Origin of the sequence: Marixanthomonas ophiurae, from assembly GCF_003413745.1 — a bacterium.
Lineage (GTDB): Bacteria > Bacteroidota > Bacteroidia > Flavobacteriales > Flavobacteriaceae > Marixanthomonas > Marixanthomonas ophiurae.
In genome coordinates, this window is sequence record NZ_QVID01000002.1 from 678,584 (window position 1) to 703,299 (window position 24,716).

At 33.9% G+C, this 24,716-nt stretch carries 25 protein-coding genes; 11 read left to right on the forward strand and 14 right to left on the reverse strand.

The features are described 5' to 3' along the window. Window positions 1-89 precede the first annotated feature (89 nt). From DZ858_RS13325 to DZ858_RS13350, 5 genes are all read left to right on the forward strand, one after another. Window positions 90-1,337, forward strand: coding sequence for a sel1 repeat family protein (locus DZ858_RS13325; protein ID WP_117160156.1), 1,248 nt, complete (start codon window positions 90-92; stop codon window positions 1,335-1,337). 463 nt (window positions 1,338-1,800) lie between these two features. Further along, complete coding sequence (locus DZ858_RS13335) at window positions 1,801-5,430, forward strand: hypothetical protein (protein ID WP_117160157.1); 3,630 nt, start codon at window positions 1,801-1,803, stop codon at window positions 5,428-5,430. Window positions 5,431-5,814: 384 nt separating this feature from the next. Beyond that, window positions 5,815-7,002: a hypothetical protein gene (locus DZ858_RS13340; RefSeq protein ID WP_117160158.1), complete on the forward strand. Its 1,188-nt coding sequence runs from the start codon at window positions 5,815-5,817 to the stop codon at window positions 7,000-7,002. 107 nt (window positions 7,003-7,109) lie between these two features. After that, window positions 7,110-7,316, forward strand: coding sequence for a hypothetical protein (locus tag DZ858_RS13345; protein WP_117160159.1), 207 nt, complete (start codon window positions 7,110-7,112; stop codon window positions 7,314-7,316). A gap of 404 nt (window positions 7,317-7,720) precedes the next feature. Then, window positions 7,721-7,963, forward strand: coding sequence for a hypothetical protein (locus DZ858_RS13350; protein WP_117160160.1), 243 nt, complete (start codon window positions 7,721-7,723; stop codon window positions 7,961-7,963). Between the two features lie 183 nt (window positions 7,964-8,146). Here the strand turns inward: DZ858_RS13350 and DZ858_RS15215 are convergent, their stop codons facing one another. Beyond that, window positions 8,147-8,308: a hypothetical protein gene (locus tag DZ858_RS15215; protein WP_168926324.1), complete on the reverse strand. Its 162-nt coding sequence runs from the start codon at window positions 8,306-8,308 to the stop codon at window positions 8,147-8,149. 50 nt (window positions 8,309-8,358) lie between these two features. Next, window positions 8,359-8,811, reverse strand: a complete 453-nt coding sequence (locus tag DZ858_RS13355; protein ID WP_117160161.1) for a universal stress protein — start codon at window positions 8,809-8,811, stop codon at window positions 8,359-8,361. Window positions 8,812-8,950: 139 nt separating this feature from the next. Here DZ858_RS13355 and DZ858_RS13360 point away from each other — a divergent pair, with 139 nt between their 5' ends. Further along, entirely contained in the window at window positions 8,951-10,168 is a 1,218-nt protein-coding gene (locus tag DZ858_RS13360) for a multidrug effflux MFS transporter (RefSeq protein WP_117160162.1), read from the forward strand. A 34-nt stretch (window positions 10,169-10,202) separates the two neighbouring features. On the opposite strand, the gene DZ858_RS13365 is transcribed toward DZ858_RS13360, so the two are convergent. The 6 genes from DZ858_RS13365 to DZ858_RS13390 form a co-directional block, all read right to left on the reverse strand. Beyond that, window positions 10,203-10,691 (reverse strand): DUF4251 domain-containing protein, encoded by a 489-nt coding sequence (locus tag DZ858_RS13365; RefSeq protein WP_117160163.1) that lies wholly within the window; start codon window positions 10,689-10,691, stop codon window positions 10,203-10,205. Between the two features lie 93 nt (window positions 10,692-10,784). Then, window positions 10,785-11,636, reverse strand: coding sequence for a formate/nitrite transporter family protein (locus DZ858_RS13370; RefSeq protein WP_117160164.1), 852 nt, complete (start codon window positions 11,634-11,636; stop codon window positions 10,785-10,787). An 83-nt stretch (window positions 11,637-11,719) separates the two neighbouring features. Continuing rightward, complete coding sequence (locus DZ858_RS13375) at window positions 11,720-12,343, reverse strand: NADPH-dependent F420 reductase (RefSeq protein ID WP_117160165.1); 624 nt, start codon at window positions 12,341-12,343, stop codon at window positions 11,720-11,722. A 28-nt stretch (window positions 12,344-12,371) separates the two neighbouring features. Next, window positions 12,372-12,566 carry a hypothetical protein gene (locus DZ858_RS13380; RefSeq protein WP_117160166.1) on the reverse strand — a complete coding sequence of 65 codons (195 nt, stop codon included), beginning with the start codon at window positions 12,564-12,566 and terminating at the stop codon, window positions 12,372-12,374. A gap of 27 nt (window positions 12,567-12,593) precedes the next feature. Next, entirely contained in the window at window positions 12,594-13,199 is a 606-nt protein-coding gene (locus DZ858_RS13385; protein ID WP_117160167.1) for a nitroreductase family protein, read from the reverse strand. A gap of 251 nt (window positions 13,200-13,450) precedes the next feature. After that, window positions 13,451-15,415 carry an aconitate hydratase gene (locus tag DZ858_RS13390; protein ID WP_117160168.1) on the reverse strand — a complete coding sequence of 655 codons (1,965 nt, stop codon included), beginning with the start codon at window positions 15,413-15,415 and terminating at the stop codon, window positions 13,451-13,453. Window positions 15,416-15,596: 181 nt separating this feature from the next. On the opposite strand from DZ858_RS13390, the gene DZ858_RS13395 reads away from it, so the two are divergent. The 3 genes from DZ858_RS13395 (at window position 15,597) to DZ858_RS13405 (ending at window position 17,392) form a co-directional block, all read left to right on the forward strand. Further along, window positions 15,597-16,553, forward strand: a complete 957-nt coding sequence (locus DZ858_RS13395) for a TerC family protein (RefSeq protein WP_117160169.1) — start codon at window positions 15,597-15,599, stop codon at window positions 16,551-16,553. A 75-nt stretch (window positions 16,554-16,628) separates the two neighbouring features. Continuing rightward, on the forward strand, window positions 16,629-16,931 hold the full coding sequence (gene hpf, locus DZ858_RS13400) for a ribosome hibernation-promoting factor, HPF/YfiA family (RefSeq protein ID WP_117160170.1): 303 nt from the start codon (window positions 16,629-16,631) through the stop codon (window positions 16,929-16,931). A gap of 2 nt (window positions 16,932-16,933) precedes the next feature. Next, entirely contained in the window at window positions 16,934-17,392 is a 459-nt protein-coding gene (locus tag DZ858_RS13405) for an arsenate reductase family protein (protein WP_117160171.1), read from the forward strand. 74 nt (window positions 17,393-17,466) lie between these two features. On the opposite strand, the gene DZ858_RS13410 is transcribed toward DZ858_RS13405, so the two are convergent. Continuing rightward, a complete protein-coding gene (locus tag DZ858_RS13410) occupies window positions 17,467-17,829 on the reverse strand; it encodes a hypothetical protein (RefSeq protein WP_117160172.1) in 363 nt (120 codons plus the stop codon). A gap of 150 nt (window positions 17,830-17,979) precedes the next feature. Between DZ858_RS13410 and DZ858_RS13415 the strand changes: the two genes are divergently transcribed. Continuing rightward, window positions 17,980-18,564: a pseudouridine synthase gene (locus DZ858_RS13415; protein WP_117160173.1), complete on the forward strand. Its 585-nt coding sequence runs from the start codon at window positions 17,980-17,982 to the stop codon at window positions 18,562-18,564. Window positions 18,565-18,616: 52 nt separating this feature from the next. Here DZ858_RS13415 and DZ858_RS13420 read toward each other — a convergent pair whose 3' ends face one another. Continuing rightward, entirely contained in the window at window positions 18,617-20,518 is a 1,902-nt protein-coding gene (locus DZ858_RS13420) for a CocE/NonD family hydrolase (protein WP_117160174.1), read from the reverse strand. A gap of 219 nt (window positions 20,519-20,737) precedes the next feature. On the opposite strand from DZ858_RS13420, the gene DZ858_RS13425 reads away from it, so the two are divergent. Further along, complete coding sequence (locus DZ858_RS13425) at window positions 20,738-21,043, forward strand: hypothetical protein (RefSeq protein ID WP_117160175.1); 306 nt, start codon at window positions 20,738-20,740, stop codon at window positions 21,041-21,043. 126 nt (window positions 21,044-21,169) lie between these two features. Here the strand turns inward: DZ858_RS13425 and DZ858_RS13430 are convergent, their stop codons facing one another. From DZ858_RS13430 to DZ858_RS13445, 4 genes are read right to left on the reverse strand one after another with little or no spacing between them, the layout of a single operon-like run. After that, a complete protein-coding gene (locus tag DZ858_RS13430) occupies window positions 21,170-21,961 on the reverse strand; it encodes a (Fe-S)-binding protein (RefSeq protein ID WP_117160176.1) in 792 nt (263 codons plus the stop codon). Between the two features lie 13 nt (window positions 21,962-21,974). After that, window positions 21,975-22,409: an LNS2 domain-containing protein gene (locus DZ858_RS13435; RefSeq protein ID WP_117160177.1), complete on the reverse strand. Its 435-nt coding sequence runs from the start codon at window positions 22,407-22,409 to the stop codon at window positions 21,975-21,977. 9 nt (window positions 22,410-22,418) lie between these two features. Next, window positions 22,419-23,747, reverse strand: a complete 1,329-nt coding sequence (locus tag DZ858_RS13440) for a (Fe-S)-binding protein (RefSeq protein ID WP_117160444.1) — start codon at window positions 23,745-23,747, stop codon at window positions 22,419-22,421. 2 nt (window positions 23,748-23,749) lie between these two features. Further along, entirely contained in the window at window positions 23,750-24,700 is a 951-nt protein-coding gene (locus tag DZ858_RS13445) for an MlaD family protein (RefSeq protein WP_117160178.1), read from the reverse strand. Window positions 24,701-24,716 lie beyond the last annotated feature (16 nt).

Genomic DNA, 24,716 nt, shown 5'->3' on the forward strand with positions numbered 1-24,716 from the left:
GGCAAGGGAATAAGCATTCTCTAGAGCTATTAACCAAAATAGAATAGACTTGATAGGTTATTCATTACAACAAGAAATGATTATTGATTATGAAATTAATTTACACTATTTGGATTGTACTAGTTAGTATTACGGCATTTGCACAAAACTACCAAACCGTTGAAGAGGTAAACTCAGTATGCGATCAATTAGGTTTTTCAAGCGATGAAGAAGCACATATTGCAGTTGATAATATTATGGAGATAATAGGATTGCAAAAAAACTTTATCATTCAAAAATGTCCTAATATCAATAACGCTGTTGCCAAGAATATAACTGATAAATCAGGTAACATAAAACGTTACATTCTTTATGATAGTGAGTTTTTCAGTAATATGGACATCAAGGCTGGTAGTGATTGGGCGGCCATAAGCATATTGGCACACGAGATAGGACACCATTTAAATGGACATGCTCTAAATAACAAAGGTAGCAACCACAAGTTTGAGTTGGATGCCGATTATTTTAGCGGTCTCATACTTGCAAAAATGGGTGCAACGTTAGAAGAAGCCCAAAGTGCCATACAAACCTTTAGATACGAAAAGGCAACGGCTACGCATCCCGCTAAACAAGACCGGTTAAATGAAATAGAAAAAGGGTGGACAAAAGGGGATGATTATAAAAACAGGGGCAACACAACCAATGACACACCTATTACTGATGCTATGGAGCCTTTAGTACAAGAACTTTATAGAAAAGCAAAAAAAGGAGATGCAAGTGCACAAAGTAGTTTAGGATATTTTTATTATAGTGGAAATGGCGTCGAGAAAGATTATGATAAAGCTGTAAAATGGACTCGTAAAGCAGCTGAACAAGGTAATGCTACAGGGCAAAATAACCTTGGAAATATGTATTCTAATGGAAACGGTGTCGAGAGAGATTATAATAAAGCTCAAAAATGGACTCATAGGGCAGCCGAACAAGGAAATGCTTCAGGGCAATTTAATCTTGGGGTTGCATATGCTAAAGGAGAAGGAGTTGAGCAAGATTATTTTCAAGCTGCAAAATGGACTCGTAGGGCAGCAGAACAAGGTCATGCTTTAGGGCAAGCTATTCTTGGATCTATGTATGTTAATGGCAACGGAGTCGAGAAAGATTATGATGAAGCTGTAAAATGGTTTCGTAAGGCAGCTGAGCAAGGTGATGCCCAAGGACAAAACTATCTTGGAGTAATGTATTATGAAGGGGCTGGCGTTGAGAAAGATTACAATGAGGCTTTAAAATGGTTTCGTAAGTCTGCGAGAAAAGATTATAAGGACTCTCAAGAGAAATTAACCAAATTGGGGGAGTCTTGGTAAACTAAAACTCAACTACTTTCGAATCTCAAAAATACAATAACGATAATCAAACCAAAAAGAAAGCTATTCGCCATTTTACACAATAAACACATTTGTATTATAATGTTTGCGTTATGTAACTTTGCTTTGGTAAAAGCAAAGTTTATTTGCCGAATGTTTCTTTAAAAAGTTTTCTTTCCCAATGTTTCTTTTAGGATTTAATGGAACACTCTTTTTTGCGTAGGGCAGGGGTGTGGTGGAAAAGTGTGTGGAATGGGATTAAAATGATAAAAGCCCTAAAGTAACTTAGGGCTTTTTTATTTAGAATCCTAAAAAGGATATTATTTTCAAGGCGGGACTCGAACCCGCGACCACCTCCTTAGCAGGGAGGAGCTCTATCCACTGAGCTACTTGGACATTACGAATATACAAATTTTTACGAAAAAGTAAATACCAAATCTTAAATTAAAATGTATTTTTAAGAATGGAAGATTTTGGAGATTTTATAAAATATATATCTAAGAAAAACACATCTGAATTATTGAAATTATTTTCAATTCTACAATTATGTCCAGAGAACCATGGTAAGAATTTAAGAATTGAAATTATCCTTAGTTTAATAGCTAAGAATATGAATAATATAAATGATGAACTTAATTATGATGGAGTTGTAAATGCAATTCAAGAAATGTTTCCAAGTGATTATCGAGAAGACCCAGTTGAAACATCATTCACAGAAAATTTTCATTTTTCAAACGGTAATAATATAGTTTTTCCTGGAATTGTAATAAATAGTACAGAAATTGTTCAAGGGCTTGCATACAGTATATTACATGCAGAAAATGATTTAAGTAATGAATTCAAAAAAAGCATGCTTGAATCCATTATATTTTTTCTTTCAATTCATTCAAATATTGCCGCTGAAATAGGATTAAAAAGATATAATTGTTTAGAGAATAATGAAAATGAGTTATTCTTTCCTGACGAAGACTTTTTTAAAAAGCATAAAGATTTAGTATGTTTTAACAAAGAAGAAATTCAAGCTATTTATAATAAATTTAATATTAAAAGTGATGTTATAAGTAATTTTATTTTTGATATAGAAAATGATGAAATAGATTTAATCAATATTGACGAAAATCCAATTCTTTTAAAGCCGTTCATCATATTTAATGACATATATTATTTAATATTTCCAACTGCACAAATGTACTCTCTTAACAATCATATTGTTAGTGAATTGAAAAATAATAACTACTTAGAAAAATTATTAAAAATTTATGATTTAAACACTGAAAATGATTCTTTTAAAGAGTTAAGAAAAATGAGTTGGTCTATGACCGATTTAAACGCTCAAATCAAAAACAAATTAAAACTAAACGATGGCGAATCCATATGGCAATTTGATGAGAATAAATTAGCATATGTGAATGTCCTATTGAATTCCAGTCATGATGATAGTGACTATGAAGGAAGAGCAAGTAAAGTAATTTCTATTGTTCGTGATAAAATTAATAATGAAAATTATCAATTCTTAACATTATTAATAATTTCTTCTTATTCCACTACAGACGATCAGTTCTTTGCTTTAAAAGATATTGATGGTTCAGATAATCTTTTAATGATAAGTATTTTTGATTTAAAAAGATTGAATAGCAATTGGAATTTAAATAAACTTTCCCTTTGGAAATATTGTAAGGCTTATGATAGAGCAATAAATAAAGGAGTTAGAGTTGCTCCCTTTTATTCTGCTTTAACATACTACAAGTATTATAAAACTAATCACGATTCTTTTTTTGATAGTGATAAAGCTTATAACAGTTTATTTTTTGATTTTGGAATGCAAGGCAAAGTAATAACTGATTGCAATATTCAAAACGATGAGCATGGTGTTGCGTATTTTAAATCAAAAAGAGGTCTTGGTTATTTACCTGTTTATAAAACAGCAAAACATGCACCGATTTATTTATCTCAAGAATATTATATTGGTATTTATAAAATTGCAATAGAATTATTTGATTATCCAATATGGATAACGTGCCCTAAAAAAAGGGACACCATAACCACTCACTTTATTGATGCAATTGCTCATTGGTTAAATGAACTCTATCCATCACTTAAAAATCATTTTAATCATCCTGTAACTTTCCCAATTGAAATCATTATTGCATTGGATGAAAGATTATATGATTTCAATGCACAAGAATTACATGATTTTAAGACAGATATTTTTAGCCTTCATTATGAAATTATAGCAGAAGAAGGGAAAATTAAAATACAAGTCCCTTTTGAATTTTATTCTATACTCCATAGAAAAGATAATCATGGTGAAAGACAATTAATGTCTGTAGTTATAGAAAGCATTAGTAAATTATTTAACAAAATTGGTTATGAGGATTTAAATGAAGAAAATATACAATTAATGCTTGATAAGCATATTCCTTTGGGTTCTGCAAAAATGATTTTAACTGTAGATTCAAGTTACAATTTAAAAATAGATCCGAGACATATTCCCAAAATAAGGTTTGTACAAAAATACGATAACTCTTTTGTTCTAGAAGAGATAGTCAAATGGCTCGATTATGATGAAAAAATACCTGAAGATATAAATGATAAAAAAAGTAAGATTAAGTTACTTGTTGATTGTGTCAATATTATTATTGAAGAACTCAGAAATAGATTAATTGAGTACAATACACTTGAACTACTAAAATTTTTAATGTATCGTCATGAAGCAATTATTCAGGCCAATGAATATAGAAAGTTATATATACCAGCAAGATTAGAATGTTTTTCAAAATATACAGACGTTTTTAATGAATTTCAAGAATCAGAATCAGAACACGTTAATGCATCATTGTCAATGAGGTGTCTAATAGAATTTGTAAGTTCTGAACCATATTTTGGTGAAAAGTTACCAAATGACGATGATGTTGATTATTTACTGTCACTAATGCATGAAATGATTTATTTTGGCTATGTTCAAGATTTAATAAGATTTGACATAGACAATCCTAAAATGGGATTATTAGAATCTGGAAGAATTGGAATAAGTAAAGGTTTTTTTGATGATGTATTGAATAACTATAATATATCAAATAAAGAAGATGAATTGGTTGACTACAAAGAGAATTTTGAATCTAATTTCAATAAACATGAAAAGAAAGAATTAGATAAAAAAACTGATGATGATTATTTCAATAAAATTGACGAGGCTTTTCTATATGATTGGGGAATTACATTTTTAGAAATAAACACAATATCATTGTTTTTAGCAGAATATTGTTTTGTTCAAGAAAGTTCATATTTTAAAATGGAAGAAGATGAACTCATAGAATTGATATTAAAAGAAACAAAATTCAATAAAGAAAAAATTACTTTATATTTTAATGTACTTAAACTTAATAGTAGAGGGAAAATGGATAAACCACCTGAAGGTTATATTCTTCCTGAAATCTTTCCTTGGAGATATAATAGAAAACTCTCTTACTTGAGAAAGCCTCTAATTAAAATTATTGATAAAGAGAAAAAAGTTTGGTATTTATGGAGTGCAAGGTTTTTAATTAAAGCATCAGATAATTTGATAGATCAGTTTTCAAATGCAAGCCTTAGAGTAGAGAATGAGCATAAAGAAATTAAAAATTTGATTGCGAAACGACTTAATATTAAAGGTAAGAATTTTAGAAATGAAGTGCGAGATTGGTTAGTTAAGAACACCCAATTAAGAATTATTGATTTTGAAGTGAAAATTGATGTAAAAGGAGTTTTAGTAGGTAATAAAAATTATGGTGATATAGATATTTTGGCATTTGATGATAAAATTAAACTTGTATACTCAATCGAGTGCAAAAACACGAAACAAGCTAAAATAATGTATGATTTTCAAAGAGATATAAGAAATTATGCTGAGAAGCAATTACCTAAACATGTAGATAGAGATAAGTGGTTAAATGACAATCTCAAACAATTATCAGATAAATTTGGTAAAAAAGTGGATAATTATAAAGTAAAATCTTTGGTAGTTTCATCTTATCAATTACCTATCAAATTTTTGGAAAAAACAGAGTTGCCTATATATTCATTTAATGAAATAAAAAGGTCTAAGATATTCTAATAGAACATTAAATAAAATAGAAAGACGAATCTCAAACGGCCTCAGAAAACTTTGGTTAAAACAATAGGGGAGTGAGCGTTAAGCACTTTAGGGAGTCAGAACTACATATTCTTAATTTGACAAAAGTTTAATGTCGGTTCTACGTAGTCTTGATAGGTTCCAATCTTTCCTAAAGTGTAGCGAGCGACCCGTATATTGTTTCCAAAGTTTTCTGAAGCCTTGATTTTTTGTTTCTTTTTCATCAAGGAAAAAGAAAGTGCAATAAAAATTTATTTACGGAATTTTATAAGGAATGTAGACATTCAAGTAAATGTAAGCTTCAATAATACATATCTTTATTTCATATACGCATTTTAAGTATTATCGGCTAAAATTATATATGATATGAATTTTTATAATTACATCAAAGACCTTGACATAAGTGGAACAGTTAAATCAATTAAGAAGATATCCTATGAAGGGATTTTAGAAGACAATGCATTAATAAAAGCTAAAAGAAAAATAGATACACTTGATTTTTCGGAAAGTAGTCGTATAATATCACCTCATTTTAATATTGTAGAAAACCGAGATTATTTTTTCATTTTTGATAAAAACAATAATATTATTGAGACCCATCTCTTTAACGAAAAATCAGAACTTGAAGAAATTAGGAAACGCAAATATAATCACGATTTAATGGTAGAGGAACAGTTTTATAAAAATAAGACATTGCTTAAAACAATTAATTATGATTACGATACAAATAAACATATTACGAGCAAAAGTTATTTTGATAGCGAAAATGTTTTAGTCAAAAAGGAAGAATTTAGCTATTACAATGGTCAATATTTAAAACAACACGTTAGCAAAGTATCAAAAAAAGAAGTTGAAATAATCGAAAGATGCAGATATGATATTGAAGGAAATATCATGCAAAAAGTAAGTCAACATCATAAAATTAATTTTGAGTATGACCTTTCTGGAAATTTAATTGAAATGCTAAAGGAAAACATTAAAGATAATGGTTCGTATAGAAGTAATTTTAAATTTGACTCAAAAAATAGAATTATTGAAGAGGTCAGTTATTCTGTCCATAGTAGTGGAGAACCTTTTCAGAAATCGATAAAAAAGCATATTTATAACAATGACGATTTAATAATACTAACTGAATTTAGATTAATTAATTATGGGAAAAACACTGTAGGAGCCCTTCAAAGAGGTGATGGGATTTCAAGTGATACGACTTCTTATATGCATTTTATCTATAATACTAATAAAGAAGTAATAAGTTATGAAAGACTTAATGAAAATGGAAGTATTCTAAGCTTGAAATCAAAAACCTACAATCATTCTGGGATATTAATTGAAGAAAGAGAGTATTCTCCGGATGCTAAAATATTTAATAGTTATAATGAAAATGGAGATAAAATTATTTGCAGAAAATTAGATCGTGGAAATAGAGAGGTTCAGTATAATCAATATTCTTATTTGTATGACAAAAAAAATAATTGGATAAAACGAGTTTTTACGAAAAAGAACAATCCCAATTACATATATATAATAGAAAGGGAGATAGAATATTATGACTAGGAATACTTTGCTGATTATTTAGTCTTTATGCCACAAACTCGATCAAAGTATAATTGCCGTATCCAAGAAAAAGACAGTGAAAGAAACTTTTATCTTTACAATTGTAAATGCAAGTACCAAAATCTCAAATACAAGCCTTTGTAAAAAGTGAACTTGAAAAAATCAAGTTTACAATTACTCCAGATAAAAATAAAGTAGCGGCTTTAGACTATATTATTACTGCACTAACAGGCAAAATCTATCAATTATATTTACGTTATATCAATCTAGATTCCAAACGAAAAATCAAAATCCTAAAGCAGGATTTAGGATAGATTACAGCTAATCAGTATTTAGGATTGGTTTTGGTAGTTGAAAATAAGCCAATATTAATCTATGTATTTCCCTCAGAAATTATTTCGAAACCAGACGGAAAAATTTTCTTTAGCAATGATGTGAAACTATTACCATACCTGAGTAATTGGGAAATTAAGATATTCACAGCCATAATTCCTGAGCTTGTCAAATATGAAGTGAGTAAATTCTGTTTGACATAATGTAAATGCTCTCAACAAAAAAATATTCAACAAAAGTACTTCATTAGTAAGGGTAAAGAAATTTATGGTGTTGGTTGTTGGTGCGCTGGAATAAATTTTTTACTCTTACGGGAAGCTTTCCCAAATGTTCTTGAAAACTTTTTTACAGCAGTATTATTCTTAAAAGGACAGAATAATAATATATGACGAATATTTGCTTTTTTGCGGCTGGCTCTAAAGTAACTAGTTTTAAAACCATTACAGAGCATCCTAAAAAAGCAGAATTAATCAATCAAGCACAATGTGCGCGGCAATTTTACATAGCGTCTAATTATAGAACATACCGACGAGACCTTCAATTTAGCCCAAAACCAAAAAGTTTAATTACCCCCAACGGATTTTCAATGAAACGTTCGGAATGTTCTGGGATATTTTACATAATATGAAATTATAGCAACATAGCAGTAACTTTAATTAGAATTACGGAATAACATATTTGTTCTATAATTTATATTATGTAAAACAGAATATTTCAAGAGCACTTATATATAATCGTAAAAATTTTATGTATAGTGTCTTTAACCCTTTCTAAAGCATTAGAATCGAAAAGCATAAAATGAGTGTGTCTATTACCACCATTCAAAAAAGAGTCCGGAAATGGCTACTCCTACTAATAATACAATAAGCACGATAACAATAAAGCTAGCTCCAAACTTTGTTTTAGCATTGTCTTTTAAAATATAATCTTCGTGATCTTGATGTTTTTGATTGTCGGGTGTATCTGTGCTCATATTTAGTATTTTCTGTATTTATTTTTTATTTAAACTGTTATTAACGGGTTCTACTTTTTAACTGGTACCATAAATACCGGTATTTGGGTTTTCTCCAAGACTTTTGTCGCTTCGGTTCCCATAAATAATTTTTCCAATACACTATGGCTGTGCGTTCCCATTACAATGAGGTCGGCTTGCCATTCGTTTGCGTATTCTAAAATACATGGTGCCGTTTCGCCTTTTTTTATTTTGGTCGCTACCTTATTATCTAGATGCAAAGCTGCTTTTACTAAAAAATCCTTGGCTACATTTTCTATTTGAGAATCCATTTCTGGGTTTACTGGGTAATTATACCCTTCATACCCTAAAAACGTACGATGTTCCATACCGTAGTAGCGTGTGTCTGCTATTACGTGTAATAAACAGACTTGTGCCCCTAGTTTTTTGGCTAGTTTATAACCTGTCTCTGCCACTTTTTCTGACGTTGGGTGGTAATCTATTGCAATGACTATCTTTTTCATCCTCTTTGGCAATTTATAGTTTACGATAACATAAAGTTATAAAACGTCTTTGTGCTATTGCCATAAAGGATTCTTAAATTTAAGTTTAATTAACAACACCGCCATCTAATCTCCATATAGGTTTGTTTACTTTTGTGCGATGCAAAAATCCCAACCTACCTCCCAATTCGAATTTGTAGCGCTAATGGCATCGTTAATGTCGGTCGTAGCCTTGTCAATTGATGCGCTATTGCCCGCATTAGACATTATAGGTTTCGATATTGGTGTTACTGATATTGTGAATAACCAGCTGTTGGTTACTATGATTTTCCTTGGTTTGGGTATTGGCCCTTTGCTTTTTGGCCCTTTATCCGATAGTTTGGGTAGAAAGCCCGTTGTCTATATGGGGTTTGCTCTATTTATAGTAGCCAGTTTTATCTGTGTTACTGCCACTAGTCTTGAAGTTATGGTGTTAGGGCGTATTTTGCAAGGGATTGGTCTTTCAGCACCCCGAACAATTAGTATTGCAATTATCCGCGATTTGTTCCGAGGCGATTATATGGCGCGTATTATGTCGTTTGTTACGGTGGTTTTCATTTTAATACCAGTTATAGCGCCCACTATGGGAAAATTTATACTTGACTATTACAGTTGGGAAAGTATTTTTTATGTTCAAATAGGGATTAGTCTGTTGGTTTCCTTGTGGTTCTGGAAACGACAACCAGAAACCTTATCTCTTGAAAATAAAAAGCGTTTTACTCCCCAAGTATTTGTTAGCGGTTTTAAAGAATTAATACGCCACAGACGAACCATCGGTTTTACTATTATTTCTGGCTTTGTAACGGGTTCGTTTATGGTATATTTAAGCAGTTCGCAACAAATTTTTGAAATTCAATACAACTTAAAAGAAGAGTTTCCTTTTATTTTTGCGGGTCTGGCACTCTCCATTGGATCGGCCATTTTCTTAAACGGAACGTTAGTAGTTAAATACGGAATGGAAAAATTGATTACCACTTCCCTCCTAGCGTTTTTTATTGTTTCTATTGTTTATATCATTTTATTTCATAATTCTGAAAACCCAACTATTGAAATATTATTAATCTTCTTTGCCTTGCAATTTTTTTCTATTGGTTTCCTCTTCGGAAATTTACGAGCGATGGCGATGGATCCTGTTGGTCATATCGCGGGGATTGCATCGGCTATTACCGGATTTCTCTCAATTGTTATTGCGGTGCCGGTTAGTGTTTTTATTGGACGGTTTATTTCTGAAACAGCCTTACCCTTATTTATAGGGTTTTCTATTTGTTCAGGCGTGTCTTTGGTGTTATTGTTCTATTTGAAAATGAAACGTAGAAAAAGACAACTTGTAAAAAAGTAGTTAGTAATAGTGTAGATTTTTATATTCTGAAGTTTTAGTTATCGTCTTCAGGTAATGCTTCTACCGTACCTTCATACCGCATAAAATCACGTTGGCTACTGTTTACGGTAATTGTACTGTTCTTGTTGTCATAAAGCGTTACAGTTACCTTATAGCTCTCCCCTTTTTCTGAAATAGTAAACGATATAATACTGGATTTTTTCCTTTGGTTGTAGATTAATTCTACGTCCTTCGGGTTGCCTTCAAACTCAATAGGACCACCGTCTAAAACATTACCACTTTGGCGTTGTCCATAAAAAGGTAAATATGCAGAGACATTATCTTGATTAAAGGTCAAAAAGTTAGTGTTTCCTATTAAGCTAATTTGGTTTCCTCGTAACGGATTGGCGTATTGCGATTCAATAGTAAATTGTTTGTCATTAGCCCATTGCTGTACCTGGCTCATTTCGCCTTCCTGTGTGGCGGTTTGGGTGCTTCCGCAACTTATTAAAAGCAGGGAAAGCATAAATAACATGGTTTTCATAATTCAGTTTTTTAAAAGTTATTTTATGTTTAAACTATCACAAAAATCATTCCTGTAACTAACACTCTATTTAGCTGGCTGAAAAAAGTGCTATTAATTATACTTAATGTTGGTTACAAAAGCCCGGTATTTTAAAAGAGCCACAAACACAGCACCACCAATGGCATTTCCTAATAAAGCTACCGCTTGAAAAGCTGCATAATCACCAATAGATAAGGAAGAAGGCACTAAAAGACCCGCAAATACTTCTACATTACCTACAATGCTGTGATGTAATCCTGCAAAAGAAAGGACGGCAGTAATCATATAAATAATAAAAATTCGGCTTATGGTATCTTTAGATGAAGAAATTACCCAAGACAGTAAGCCCATGAGCCATCCTGCTAAAACAGCACTTGCTAGAATAACCCACATACTGTAATCTGTTACGTGAACAGCAATTTTAGATATTGTTTCAGCATCAAACAGGTGTAATTCAGGGCCTATCCATACTAAAAGAGCTGCCATGGCCCAACCTCCTAATAAGTTTCCGAAAATTACTAATCCCCATAATTTCAATAAATTACTAATGGTTTGCTTTTTATTGAGTACTGGCAAGGTTAGTAATGAAGTTTGTTCTGTAAACAATAATGATTGTCCAACAATTACCATTATAAATCCAACAGGATATACAAACGAAAGCATTTTAAACACGGTGTCTTCTGCTACTTTACCATGTAGAAAGAAAAATAGAGACGCTAATAATAAGTAGCTGAACCCTATTTCAAGTCCGGCGGTAAAGGAACTTACTAAGATGCTTAAGGGACTCTTTTTGTATACCTCTTGCCCTTCACAAATTTGTTGTTTTAGTATCTCTCCGTGTGATTTTGCTGTGTTGTCATCAGAAGTTTGTGAGTTTTCTAACTCGTTATCTATTTGTTCCTGTTCTTGTTCTTCTTTTGTCATTAATTTATTTATAAAAATCCTTCAGTGCAAATTTTTAATATACTGAAGGATAGTTGATTGTGGTGTTTTGGTTAAACCTATTATTAAAGCATAGACTCCAGGTTACTTCTTGAGGTTGATTTACCATAAATTTTCTGATCAGGGTCCATAATCCCCGTATCTTTTAATTCACCAATATAAACCGAATCAAAACCAATATCTTCAATTAGTTTTTGAGTTACCTGTTTACTTTCTTCATCTTGAGCAGCAAAAGGTACCGCTAATTTATCAGTTTCTCTAAATGCGCGATCTTTTAGGTGATCTGCATAAATAGTATTAAATGCTTTAGCTGTTTTGGCGGTATTGAATTTCATGGCGGTATACTCTGAAGCATTTCGATTACTGTCTTTCACTTCTTGCGCCATTTCACCATCGCGCTCAGGATATGGATTTGTAGCATCTATTAATATTTTATCACCATACTCCCCAGCATATAATTCACTTAATTCATCAATTGCCTTAAAGGGTGTTGCTAATAAATATACATCAGCGTTAGCTTCCCAAGCTTCATCTAAGCTTACTGCTTTTGAATTTCCCCCAGCTTCTCGCACTAAATCATTTAACTGTTCTGGATGTCTTGAGGTAAACAATACTTCATGACCAGCTTTGGCCCAGTGTTTCCCTAAATTACCTCCTATGTTTCCACTTCCTATAACTCCTATTTTCATAATTTTTCTTTTTTTGTTAGTATTTAATTTATTCTTCTTCTTCAGAACTTAGCAATTTATCTACCGACTTTCGAACTTCTTTTGTCGTTTTCTTATCGGTATCAGTTGCTTTGAGATTTCCGTCCTTATCAACATTCAACTCTTTATCTGAAGTCCCAAAATTTGAGGACCTTCGATACTTATCTTGAAAGTCTGCGTGTTTTTTCTCTTTCTTATCACTCATAATCACCTTGCATTTAAATTAATTATTCTATTTCTGAAAATTTCCATTGAAGGCAAATTCAGATTGTTTTTTTCGGCTTCGCTCCTTTTTGAGCTCTTGTTTTTTCAAGTCGTCATCTAGAACGTCTGGGTTTCCACCATAATATCCAAAAGCTGCTGCTGTAGCAACATGATAATTATCAGGGAAGTTAAATTCTTTCTGTGCGCCTTTAAAGTCAATCCCAGCCATTTGGTGTACCGCAATGCCCATGCTCTGTGCTTGCGTACAAACATTACCCATAAATAGACCTAAATCGTGTAGCGCATGAAAATTTTCATTTTCCCCATTTGGCATGTCTTTTTTAAATGCACAGGCCCAAAGAACTTGTGCATTGCCTGCCCAGCCTTTGTTAAATTTATGCAGACAATTAAAAATCCTATCGTAGGTTTCGCTGCCCTTAATTCCCCAAACGATTCGCCAAGGCTGCTGGTTGCTACTGCTAGGTGCCCATCTACCGGCTTCGAGTAGGGTTTTTACTTGTTCTTCTGAAATATTTTTTTCAGAAAAAACCCTCGGACTCCATCGTTCTTTTATTAATGGATAAATAGCGTATTCGGTTGGGGTTTCTTTTTCAATTGGTGTAGTCTGACTCATGCTTTTTCTTTTAAAGATAACAGGATTGGCACCAAAACAAAAGGCTTTAAAAAAGATTTAACGATAACCAAATCCTTTTAAAGCCTGTTGTTATTATGGTAGGTAATCGATAGCTAAGCTATAGATAAACTCATTTCATCTATAACTAGTAGGTTTCAACCCTTCCGTCCCTAACGGACCACCCCTGCCCGACTCGTCATTCAGGCGGGTTCATTAAAAAGGAAGTGAAACTAAAATTTATTTTAAATAAATTATGCGCCTAACCTTTCTTTAAAGTCATTAATAATACCACCTTTTAGCAATACCCGTATTTGTCTATCACTCATACTATGTTTTGTAGGGATTTCTATATTACCGCTTTCTTTTTTAATAGTAACAGTTATGGTATTTCGGTTTTCCACATCTTCCCGTAGGTTTTTAAACTGAATCATATCCCCTTGTTCAATTTTTTCGTAATCATCATTGTTTTCAAATTCCAATGGTAAGATTCCAAAGTTCACTAGGTTTTGCCAAGCAATACGAGCGTAACTTTTGGCGAGTACAGCTACTTGCCCTAAGTATTTAGGGGCTAAAGCAGCGTGCTCTCGGCTACTTCCCTGCGCATAATTACCACCAGCAACTACTATATGACCGCCATATTGATCTTTACTTTTCATTGCGCGGTCGTAAAAAGTGGGATCAATCACCGTGTAACTGTACTTACTTATTTCGGGTAAATTACTTCTAAACGGAAGCACTTCGGCTCCTGCCTTTAATATTTCATCAGTCGAAACATTATCACCCATTTTTAATTGCACAGGTACGCTATAGCTATCTTGAAGGTCTTGAATATGTGGTATTGAAGCAATATTCGGTCCTTTTTTCAATTCAATTTTTGAGGTGTCTTCTGGTGGAGCTACCAACATATCGGTATTTATTATATGCAGTTCTCTTGGAGTCCACTTAGGATATTTCATATCGTATAATTTCTCTAAATCTCGTGGGTCGGTTATTTTTCCGGTTAACGCCGAAGCTGCTGCCGTTTCTGGGCTACATAAGTGTACTTGATCGTCTTTGGTTCCACTTCTATCTGGGAAGTTTCGCGGCATGGTTCGTAAACTTATCGTGCCACTCGCGGGTGCTTGTCCCATTCCTATACAGCCCATACAACCACTTTGGTGAAACCGGGCACCAGCGGTAATTAAATTTCCGAAGGTTTTATTGTCTATCATATTCTGGATAATCTGGCGACTTGTTGGGTTGATATCAAAAGAGACATCTTCATCTGTAGCTTTCCCTTTTACAATGGCTCCTGCAATCCAAAAGTCACGCAATCCAGGGTTTGCCGAAGATCCAATAACCACCTGACTTATTTTTTTACCAGCCACTTCGCTCACGGGAACTACATTTCCTGGGCTAGTAGGTAAAGCAATTAAAGGAACTAGCTCATCTAACACAATTTCTTCATGTAAATCGTATTCGCAATCGTCATCGGCTATGATTTCTCGCCAATCATCTTCTCTTTCTTGGCTTTTTAAAAATCGTTTAGTTTCTATATCACTGGGAAAAACAGTAGTGGTTGCTCCCAATTCTGCTCCCATATTAGCAATCACGTGGCGGTCCATAGCACTTAAATGTTTGAGCCCTTCGCCATAATATTCAATTATTTTTCCTACTCCTCCTTTTACATCGTGACGGCGGAGCATTTCTAGAATAACATCTTTAGCGCTCACCCAATCTGGTAGCTTACCCGTTACTTTTACACCCATTATTTTAGGCATTTTAACAAAATAAGGTTGTCCAGCAATGGCTGCTGCAACATCCAATCCTCCAGTACCAATGGCCAACATGCCTAGCGAACCTGCAGCACAAGAGTGACTGTCACTACCCACTAAAGTTTTTCCAGGTTTTCCAAAACGTTCCATATGTACAGGGTGGCTCACTCCATTTCCTGGCCGACTAAACCATAATCCAAACCTTTGTGCAGCACTGTGTAGAAATACGTGGTCATCGGCATTCTTAAAGTCAGTTTGCAGTAAGTTATGGTCCACATATTGTACAGCTACTTCAGTTTTGGCTCGGTCTAGCTTCATAGCTTCCAATTCTAGTTGTACTAAGGTACCGGTTGCATCTTGTAAAAGGGCTTGGTCTATTTTTAGACCAATTTCTTTTCCAGGGGTCATCTCCCCTTCAATTAAATGTTCTTTTATCAGTTTTTGTGTTACGTTTAATCCCATTGTTCAAAGTTTTCCATTAAGTTATTAATAATCTATCTTTCTAGAATCGGTTTAACAATAAATTATATTTTCTGCTTAATTAATTCGGCTTTCTTTAATACAAGAAGCGACAAATTCTAACGATATTTGATGGATTTTAAATTTTAAAGTATTTGAAAACAACTAACAAGCCAACACTTATATGACCGTTTGGATTATTTTTATTGCCGTCATTATTATCTTTTTAGCTCTTGATCTAGGAGTATTTAATCGAAAAGCACACATTATAAAAACCAAAGAAGCTTCTATCTGGACATCCGTCTGGGTGAGTTTAGCTTTAGCTTTTTCGGGTGTTATTTATTGGCTTTTTAGTAACGGAATGGTTGAAAACCCTACCGGGCTTACCCCAAATACTGCTGTTATAAAATACATAACGGGATATTTAATCGAATTATCATTAAGTATTGATAATGTGTTTGTGATTGCCGTTATATTTTCTTCGTTTAAAATTCCTGAAAAATACCAGCACCGTGTATTGTTTTGGGGAATTTTAGGCGCAATTGTTTTTAGAGCTTTAATGATCTTTTTTGGGGTGGCTTTAATAAACAAGGTAGACTGGATTGTTTATGTGTTTGGTGGCTTTTTACTATACACTGCTTTTAAGATGCTAACTTCTAGTGAAGAAAATTTTAACCCCAAGCAATCACCGATGTATCGGTTTCTTAGAAAGTTGTTTCCAATTACCCATAAAATAGAAGGGGAACAGTTTTTTATAAAACGTATGGGGATTCGAGCCGCTACTCCTCTATTTATAGCATTAATGGTTATAGAATTAACCGACGTTCTCTTTGCACTAGATAGTATACCAGCAATTTTAGCGATTACTGCAGATCCTTTTATTGTCTTTAGTTCGAATATTTTGGCTATTCTTGGATTACGATCTATGTATTTTTTAATTTCAAGAATGCTTCAAAAGTTTCGGTATATTAATTATAGTTTAGTTGTTATACTCGCTTTTGTAGGTGTAAAAATGATTCTTTCTCACCACGTTGAAATACCAGAATGGGTATCGCTGGGTATTATTGTATTGGCCTTGGCAGCAGGAATTATCGCATCGATTTATATACCTTCAGAAAAAGAACCTATTCAAGAGAAATAATTCACAAAGTATTATTAAATTTTTGGGCTCTCTACCGTTGAATTGTATATTTAAACAACTTAAAACAGAAGAGCTATGAACATTAATTTTGAATATGACAACGTAACTGCAAGTGAACGATTAGAAGCCCTTGCTACAGATAAAATAAATAAATTAGTAAATAAGTATGACTTCATTGTACGAGCAGATGTTTTTTTTGAAGCAGAAAACACTTCAGATGCTGAAACGGGAAGAAAAACAAAAATTCAATTAAGCGCTCCTGGGCCAAGATTATTCGCTGAAGAAAGCAAGGAAAAGTTTGAGATTTCGTTAGCCGAAGTTATTAATCAATTAGACAGACAGCTTCAGAAGCGAAAAGCAAAAATGAAAACACATTAAACATGAAAGAAATGGGAGGAATCGCAAGAGACGATAGACAACTTACATTAATTTATAGCAGTAATACCCGTGTGGGTAAGCACACTCTAAGCTATTTACAAGGAATAGACGAAAAAATAGAGGCAGTAGATATTTCAAAAGTTAAGGTGACTGGTACCCAATGGGTGGAATTAGCTAAGGCGATGGGAAAAGAAGTTGGCGATCTCGTCGATAAACGAAAAATGGAAGACAAAGATACCAACACCTCTGAATTTGATACGGACGATTGGATAAAAATACTTCAAAACAACAATGAAGTACTTACACAACCTATAGCTATTAATGGAAAAAAAACCGAGCAAATTGAAAACCCACCAGACGTGATGAACTTCTTTGGGGTAGAATCTGCTGGGATTGAAAAAACAATGCATACCGATAAGCCCAATATAGAACCTAAAACCGAAGATGAAAACTTTAAATAATAGGTTTTACACAGCATAAAAAAACGCGGAATTATATAATTCCGCGTTTTTATTTTTAAATGTGTTTATGAAAATTAATTATCTACTTTTCCGAGTGGTTGAATTCTTTCTTTTAACTTGACATACAAATCAAATTGAGGTTTCGTTAGAATATTTCTCATTTCAGCAGATTCTTCCTCTCCTAAACTTAGTATTCTATTTAACTTTTCTCTTCCTTCGTGACTTTTACGTATATCATCATAGCGAGGCAAAAACTCTTCAATTTTCTTTTTAAAAAGCAATTCCTGTTTTGATGTTAATGCTAATTCAGCATTATATGTTTCAGTTAAGGCATCTGCTCTTATTTCGTAATTATCATAATCTTTCTGTAAGAAAGGATCTTGGGAAAAGGCTGTAAAGCCAATAAACAATGTAATAAGGACTAAAAACTTCTTCATCTTGTTAATTTTAATAATAAGGTATATAAAAAAAGACTCCTGCTAAAGAAAACAAACGGCTTTAACTATTTCATTAACAGTGCTTAACATTATTTTACATGAATTTGGTTGGTTTCTTGCTCTAAAGAGTAAAATCAGTAGTTTTGAAGGATGCACGAATTGGAAGACAAACACTATCTTTTATACAAACCGTATGGCTATTTAAGTCAGTTTGTAAATAACGGTCCTAAAAAAAATACCAAAAGATTATTAGGTGAATTATATGATTTTGCTGAAGGAACTATGGCGGTTGGGCGCTTAGATGAAGACTCTGAAGGATTATTATTATTAACAACAGACGGAAAAGTAAGTTATGAAATTTGTAGCGGAGCTATTGAAAAAGAATACTACGCTCAAGTAGATGGGATAGTTACTTTAGCAGCTATTGAAAAGCTACAACAGGGTGTTGAAATAGGAAATAGTGGAAGAAAATATAAAACCAAACCTTGTCATGCTTTTCGTTTAACAGAAGATCCTAATCTACCAAAACGAGCTAAAAAGATTCGTGATAGTCGCCACGGTCCTACTTCTTGGGTTTCGATAACCCTTACAGAAGGAAAATTTAGACAAGTTAAGAAAATGACGGCGGCAGTTGGGTTTCCAACACTTCGTTTAGCGAGGGTTCGAATAGGTAATTTAAAAATAGAGAATATGCAAGCCGGCGAGGTAATTCCTTCGGAAACTTTAATGGTATAAAAAAGGCCAAACGAATTTTCATTTGGCCTTTATCAATTAAGTTTGTATTAATTTATTCAGAAACAATAGGTAGCTTAATCATAGAAGGATACTCCTTAGAGTGATGGATTTTATTATGCGCTACTACTCCTTCTTTTTCATCATAATTGTTTCCACCGGTATTTAGGTTTCTTGCAAAACGAGGGAAGTTACTACTTGATACTTCAATACGAATGCTATGTCCTTTTTTAAAGAAGTTACTTGTGCTCATAGGTGTTAAATCTACTTTATACACGTTTCCTTTTTCCATAAATACTTCTTTGTCATATCCTTCACGATACCGAACCCGCTGTATGGTTTCATCAAGATTATAAGCTCTGCCATCTGGATACACATCGATAAGCTTAATAGTAATGTCGGTATCTTTTACGTCACTTGAAAGGTATAAAGTCGATTCAATAAAACCAGAAACTTCCATACCCTCTTTTAGGGGTTCACTTGTGTAAACCAAAATATCTTCCCGTGTTTCCATGGCTTGTTGATCAAATGCACCTCCTTCAACTGCATTTCCAGTACAGCAAACATTTCCACCGTGTGATTTTACTGGATCCATAGGATCGTATGTAAAAGAATCTGGAGTGTCTTTTTTACCTGGTTTTTTGTACATCAATACACCATCTCCGTTTAGGGTATTAGCCGCTCCGTCACTGTTAAGATACATGGTGGTCATTTTAGTATTTTTAGGAGGCCAAACTTCAGAAGCTTGCCACTCATTGCTACCCATGGTATAATACTGAACACGCGGCGTTTCTTTTTTAAAATCATTTTCTTCTCCTTTTAACCACATATCGAACCAACCGTAAATTTGTTCTTCGTAATTTAACGTGGCATCGCCAACAGGTCTTTCTCCCACAATAGTATTTTCGGTTGCTCGTGTGTACGCACAATGTAATGTTGGGGAGATAATTAAATATTGATTATCACGAATTTCTTTACTTTTACCGTTATTCCGTACATGATTAAATAATGCTAAGTTTGGACTGATGGAAACATCATACCAAGATGTAAACCAAAAACTAGGCACACCAATTTCCATATCGTCATGATATAAACCGCCTTCATACCAAGCCGGATCATTGGGCTTGCGACGTACCATTTTATCGAATATTTCTTTTTTTCCGTGCATATTTTGTAGCATATCTTGAATTGGTAAATGTGCCAATGCCTTAGACATATCGATTTCCGGATTCTCGGGTGCTAAATCATAGAAACGAGAAATACGGATTAAATCTTCTTGCGTAGCTCCTTCCGGAATTCTAGGTTTAAACTTATCTTGTTCTACACCGTACAACCAAGCGAAGAATAATAGTTGCTCTGCTCCTCCTCTATACCAATTTCCTTGTTCATGGTATTCACCAACTGTACCTACTCCTGCACCATATCCCATGGGAATCATAGCAGCATGAGAAGGATGATCTAAAGCTGCAACAGCCATCTGCCATTCTGCTGTAGAAGAACAACCTAAGGTTCCTATTTTACCATTGGACCAATCTTGCTCTTTCATCCAGGTAAATGCATCATACCCATCGGTTAAAGGAACACCGAGAATATCCCACTCTCCTTCTGAGAAAAACCTACCGCGTTCGTTTTGTACCACATAGGCATATCCATGCTGAATTGCTTGTAAAGCTGCCTTAGCAGTGCGTTCGCTTTTTTCTCCATCTCGCCACGTATTAAAGTTATAGGGTGTTCTTGAGAATATAATAGGTACTTTTTCATCCGTTTTTGGTCGGTAAATATCAGTAGCCAATCGAACGCCATCTCGCATAGGCATCATGATTTTTTGATCAACTACTGCAAGTTTTTCTAATTGCTTAAATACACCTTCTTCTGTTTCTTCTTGTGCTTTTACAGACGTATAGCTAATCGTTGCTATAAAAAGGAATAAAAAGAGTTTTAATGGTTGTTTTTTCATAGAATGGGTAATTTGTTTAAATAAGTATCTAAAATTATAGGAAAATTAGTCTTAGTAGTTGAAAAAAGACAACTTTAACATGATTTCAGCAAATATGTTTTCACTATAGTTTTTATGGAGGAAAGGAAATCTTTAAAAGATTGTTATAGTTTGTTTATAAGGCGTTAAATACAACCTATTTTTTAAGAATTACTTGTACCTTAAAGGAAAACATAAATTATGGATGCTAAAGAGAAAAAAGAAAAAGGAGACAGTAAAGACACAACGTACAATTCTGATGTTACTAAACATGACTTAGAAGTGCTAGGACAAAACCATATACACGGTGATGGTGGTGATGATCAACAATTGAAAGAGCGTGCCCAAAAAATTGATTTTAGCGGAAAAAACTTAGATGTTCCAGGTAGAACAAAAGCTCAAAAAGGACAAGGTGCTACTAATTTGAATGATGAAGAAAACAAATTACATAGCCAAGGTGGCGATAGTAATGAAAACTTAGAGCGAGATGATGCTTCTAAAGGATAAAAATACAAGACCAAGAATCAAGACAGGAAAGGTTTTATAATTTATTTGAACGCCAATAAGATAGTATCTTGTCTTGTTTTTGGCTTTATAAAGTCCCGATATAGTTATCGGGACTTTATGTTTATATTATAAATCGTCTGCGCTAGCAATCATTTCAGCCACGTCCATAACAGCAACATCACCTTCTTGGTTTTTTCCTTTCACGCCGTCTGTCATCATGGTATTACAAAATGGACAAGCTGCGGCAATTACTTTTGGTTGTGTTTCTAATGCTTCTTCAGTACGTTCAATGTTTACATCTTTCTTTCCTTCTTCTGGCTCTTTAAACATTTGTGCCCCACCAGCTCCACAACAAAGTCCGCGAGACTTGCATCGTTTCATCTCTACCAATTCTACTTCTAATTTACGCAGTAAATCGCGAGGAGCCTCATATTCGCCATTAGCGCGTCCTAAATAACAAGGATCGTGAAAAGTGATTTTCTTTCCTTTAAATTTTCCTCCCTCTACTTTTAATCTTCCTTCGTTTAAAAGCGATTTCAAAAATTGGGTGTGGTGTACTACTTCGTAGTTACCCCCTAATTCAGGATATTCGTTTTTAATAGTATTAAAACAGTGTGGACAAGCAGTTACTATTTTTTTTACTTCATAACCATTTAGCACTTCGATGTTTGTCATTGCTTGCATTTGGAACAGAAATTCATTTCCAGCTCTTTTTGCAGGGTCTCCCGTGCAGCTTTCTTCGGTTCCCAATACCGCAAAATCTACCTTTGCGTTATGTAAGAGTTTTACGAAAGCTTTGGTTATTTTTTTTGCCCGATCATCAAAACTTCCGGCACAACCTACCCAAAACAATACTTCGGGTTTTTTGCCTTCAGCCATATATTCGGCCATTGTGGGTACTTTTATAGATTCACTCATGGTGTTCTTACTTTTATTCTTTGAAAACTTGAATGGTTACTTTTTTATCAATCAAGTCTGTAAATTTTCCTTTATATCGTGTAGCTTTTACTAAATGATTATCAATCCAATGGTAATTTCCGCCGCGTGGCTTTCCCATTAATAAGGAATGATACTTAAAGCCGTGTTTGTTTAGCCATGTTTCAGTTACTTCGCGATGATCTTCAGTTCTAGAAGTAAAAAAACAAATTATATGACCTTGATCGTACCAATTATTCAATGTTTTTAAAGCATCTGGAAATGGTTCACACGTTGCCATTCGTTCTGGCTCTTCATTTGGAACATCATCTGTAATGGTTCCATCAATATCAATCAAGTAGTTTTTTATGTCTTTTGGAAGTATAGGGCTTACGTGTTCCCCACTTTCAACTTTATCATGTAATAATTTTTCAACTTCTTCTTTCTTCATACTACATTTTTACGCTTCATCTTTCCAGTTTAAACGGTCCATTTGGTTATAAGGCCAAGGAGCGCCGTTGTTTTCAATGTTGGTCATCGCTACATTCAGTTCATTTGGCGCAGCAGATTGCTCCATCACCAAATATTGACGCATATCCATAATAATAGAAAGAGGATCGATGCTTACCGGGCAAGCTTCTACACAGGCATTACACGTGGTGCATGCCCATAGTTCTTCCCGTAAGATATGATCGTCTAATAGTTGCTTTCCGTCTGGTTTAAATTCGCCATTTTTGGTGATGTTCTTCCCTACTTCTTCAATTCGATCACGGGTATCCATCATAATTTTCCGTGGCGATAGTTTTTTACCTGTTTGATTAGCAGGGCATTCACTTGTGCAACGGCCACATTCCGTACAGGTATAGGCGTTTAATAACTGAATTCTACTTAAATCCATCACATCACTAGCACCAAATTTTTCAGGTTCGGCATCTGCTTCATCTTCTGAAGGAGCTGCAAAGGGATCGGCATTTGGGTCCATCATCAACTTTACTTCATTGGTAACCGACTCTAAATTTTTAAACTTTCCTTTAGGTACTACTTTTCCGAAGTATACATTAGGAAATGCCAATAAAATATGTAGGTGTTTTGAAAAGTATAGGTAGTTTAAGAATACTAAAATACCAATAATATGTAACCACCAAGCTCCACGTTCAATAAGTATTAAGGTGCTTTCTGATAGTCCATCAAATAACGGTGAAATTAGACTGCTAATGGGAAATGAACCGGCTTGAGTGTAATGGGCAGCTCCCATTTGTTGTAGTTGTAAATCGGTTGCATTCATGGTTAAGAATAAAACCATTAGTACCATTTCAAAATACAGAATATAATTGGCATCATCTTTTGGCCAGCCTTTCATTTCACGTGCCCAAAAGCGTTTTAACTTTTGAATATTACGGCGTATCCAGAAAACAATTACACCTACTAAAACTAATAGAGCTAATATTTCAAAAGAAAAAATAAGAGCATCATAAACAGGACCTAAAAAAGAAAGAACTCTGTGTGTGCCAAAAATACCGTCGATGATTATTTCAAGTACCTCAATATTAATAATGACAAACCCTACGTACACAAATATGTGCATGATTCCAGAGACGGGTCGTACAACCATTTTAGACTGTCCCAAAGCAATACGAACGACATTACTCCATCGTTGTTTTTTATGATCGGAAGCATCAACTTCGCGTCCTACTTTTACATTTCGGATTACTTTTCTAATGTTAAATGTAAAATAGCCGATACCAGCAGCTAAAACAAGAAAAAATATAATGTTAGGTAAATATTGCATCATTATTTATTAGGATCTTCAGGTTCGTTGTATTCTTTAGCTCTTTTTCCGAAAAGTGAAAAATGCACATACCGTTTCGGGTTAAGCTTCATATCTTGCAACAGTTGTTCTAATTGACGTGAAGCTCCTTCTAAGTTATTGTAAAGTTTATCATCTTTAAGTAATTTTCCAACACTACCCTCTCCATTTTCAACACGTGTAACAAGTGTATTAAGTTTTGAGGTTACAGTTTCTAAATCTCTCACCATTTGTCCAGTCTCTATTTGCGCTAAGGAATCTGATAGTTTGGCAAAATTTTCAGCCGTAACATCTAAGTTGTTAAATGTTTTATTTAGTTTTTCTTTGTTTTCGCCTAAAAGACCATCAACATTAGCTGTAATACCTTTAAAAGAGGCGGAAGCATCTTTTAAAGAAGCAATTGCCTGTTTTAGATTTTCTTGGGTGTCTTCATCAACTATTGCTGTAAAACTAAGCAGTAAGGTGTCTAAGGTTGAAAGTGTTCCATTCACTTTTTTCTCTAAAGGTCCAAGACGTTCTGTTACGGCATCGAGCATTCCTTTTTCCACTTCACCACTAAGGGTGTCACCAGACTTAGCTAGATTGTTTGGGTCGTACTCTGGGTAAATACCAAGTGACTTTCCTCCTATTAATCCACTGCTGTATATACGTACCAAACTGTTTCTTGAAAAATCAAAATCGTTTTCAACGGTAAATTCCACAATCAAACCTCCAGCTTGATTTTCAAACCCTATGTTTTGTATTTTACCAACCTTTAGACCGTTAATAGTCACGGGGGCAGATTTAGAAAGCCCTTCCACATTATCATACATAGCATAAAATGTACGGTGGTTCTCAAGTAAATTACTTCCTTTTAAATAGCTGTAACCAAATATGAATAATAGGATCGCGCCAATGGCAAGGATTCCGGTTTTAACTTCTCTTGATAATCTCAATGGATGATTTTTAGGG

Excerpts from the sequence above, each read along its gene's own strand:
- DZ858_RS13325 (WP_117160156.1), top strand. The coding sequence starts at position 90 with ATGAAATTAATTTACACTATTTGGATTGTACTAGTTAGTATTACGGCA.
- DZ858_RS13335 (WP_117160157.1), top strand. The coding sequence starts at position 1,801 with ATGGAAGATTTTGGAGATTTTATAAAATATATATCTAAGAAAAACACA.
- DZ858_RS13340 (WP_117160158.1), top strand. The coding sequence starts at position 5,815 with ATGAATTTTTATAATTACATCAAAGACCTTGACATAAGTGGAACAGTT.
- DZ858_RS13345 (WP_117160159.1), top strand. The coding sequence starts at position 7,110 with ATGCAAGTACCAAAATCTCAAATACAAGCCTTTGTAAAAAGTGAACTT.
- DZ858_RS13350 (WP_117160160.1), top strand. The coding sequence starts at position 7,721 with ATGACGAATATTTGCTTTTTTGCGGCTGGCTCTAAAGTAACTAGTTTT.
- DZ858_RS15215 (WP_168926324.1), bottom strand. The coding sequence starts at position 8,308 with ATGAGCACAGATACACCCGACAATCAAAAACATCAAGATCACGAAGAT.
- DZ858_RS13355 (WP_117160161.1), bottom strand. The coding sequence starts at position 8,811 with ATGAAAAAGATAGTCATTGCAATAGATTACCACCCAACGTCAGAAAAA.
- DZ858_RS13360 (WP_117160162.1), top strand. The coding sequence starts at position 8,951 with ATGCAAAAATCCCAACCTACCTCCCAATTCGAATTTGTAGCGCTAATG.
- DZ858_RS13365 (WP_117160163.1), bottom strand. The coding sequence starts at position 10,691 with ATGAAAACCATGTTATTTATGCTTTCCCTGCTTTTAATAAGTTGCGGA.
- DZ858_RS13370 (WP_117160164.1), bottom strand. The coding sequence starts at position 11,636 with ATGACAAAAGAAGAACAAGAACAGGAACAAATAGATAACGAGTTAGAA.
- DZ858_RS13375 (WP_117160165.1), bottom strand. The coding sequence starts at position 12,343 with ATGAAAATAGGAGTTATAGGAAGTGGAAACATAGGAGGTAATTTAGGG.
- DZ858_RS13380 (WP_117160166.1), bottom strand. The coding sequence starts at position 12,566 with ATGAGTGATAAGAAAGAGAAAAAACACGCAGACTTTCAAGATAAGTAT.
- DZ858_RS13385 (WP_117160167.1), bottom strand. The coding sequence starts at position 13,199 with ATGAGTCAGACTACACCAATTGAAAAAGAAACCCCAACCGAATACGCT.
- DZ858_RS13390 (WP_117160168.1), bottom strand. The coding sequence starts at position 15,415 with ATGGGATTAAACGTAACACAAAAACTGATAAAAGAACATTTAATTGAA.
- DZ858_RS13395 (WP_117160169.1), top strand. The coding sequence starts at position 15,597 with ATGACCGTTTGGATTATTTTTATTGCCGTCATTATTATCTTTTTAGCT.
- hpf (WP_117160170.1), top strand. The coding sequence starts at position 16,629 with ATGAACATTAATTTTGAATATGACAACGTAACTGCAAGTGAACGATTA.
- DZ858_RS13405 (WP_117160171.1), top strand. The coding sequence starts at position 16,934 with ATGAAAGAAATGGGAGGAATCGCAAGAGACGATAGACAACTTACATTA.
- DZ858_RS13410 (WP_117160172.1), bottom strand. The coding sequence starts at position 17,829 with ATGAAGAAGTTTTTAGTCCTTATTACATTGTTTATTGGCTTTACAGCC.
- DZ858_RS13415 (WP_117160173.1), top strand. The coding sequence starts at position 17,980 with ATGCACGAATTGGAAGACAAACACTATCTTTTATACAAACCGTATGGC.
- DZ858_RS13420 (WP_117160174.1), bottom strand. The coding sequence starts at position 20,518 with ATGAAAAAACAACCATTAAAACTCTTTTTATTCCTTTTTATAGCAACG.
- DZ858_RS13425 (WP_117160175.1), top strand. The coding sequence starts at position 20,738 with ATGGATGCTAAAGAGAAAAAAGAAAAAGGAGACAGTAAAGACACAACG.
- DZ858_RS13430 (WP_117160176.1), bottom strand. The coding sequence starts at position 21,961 with ATGAGTGAATCTATAAAAGTACCCACAATGGCCGAATATATGGCTGAA.
- DZ858_RS13435 (WP_117160177.1), bottom strand. The coding sequence starts at position 22,409 with ATGAAGAAAGAAGAAGTTGAAAAATTATTACATGATAAAGTTGAAAGT.
- DZ858_RS13440 (WP_117160444.1), bottom strand. The coding sequence starts at position 23,747 with ATGCAATATTTACCTAACATTATATTTTTTCTTGTTTTAGCTGCTGGT.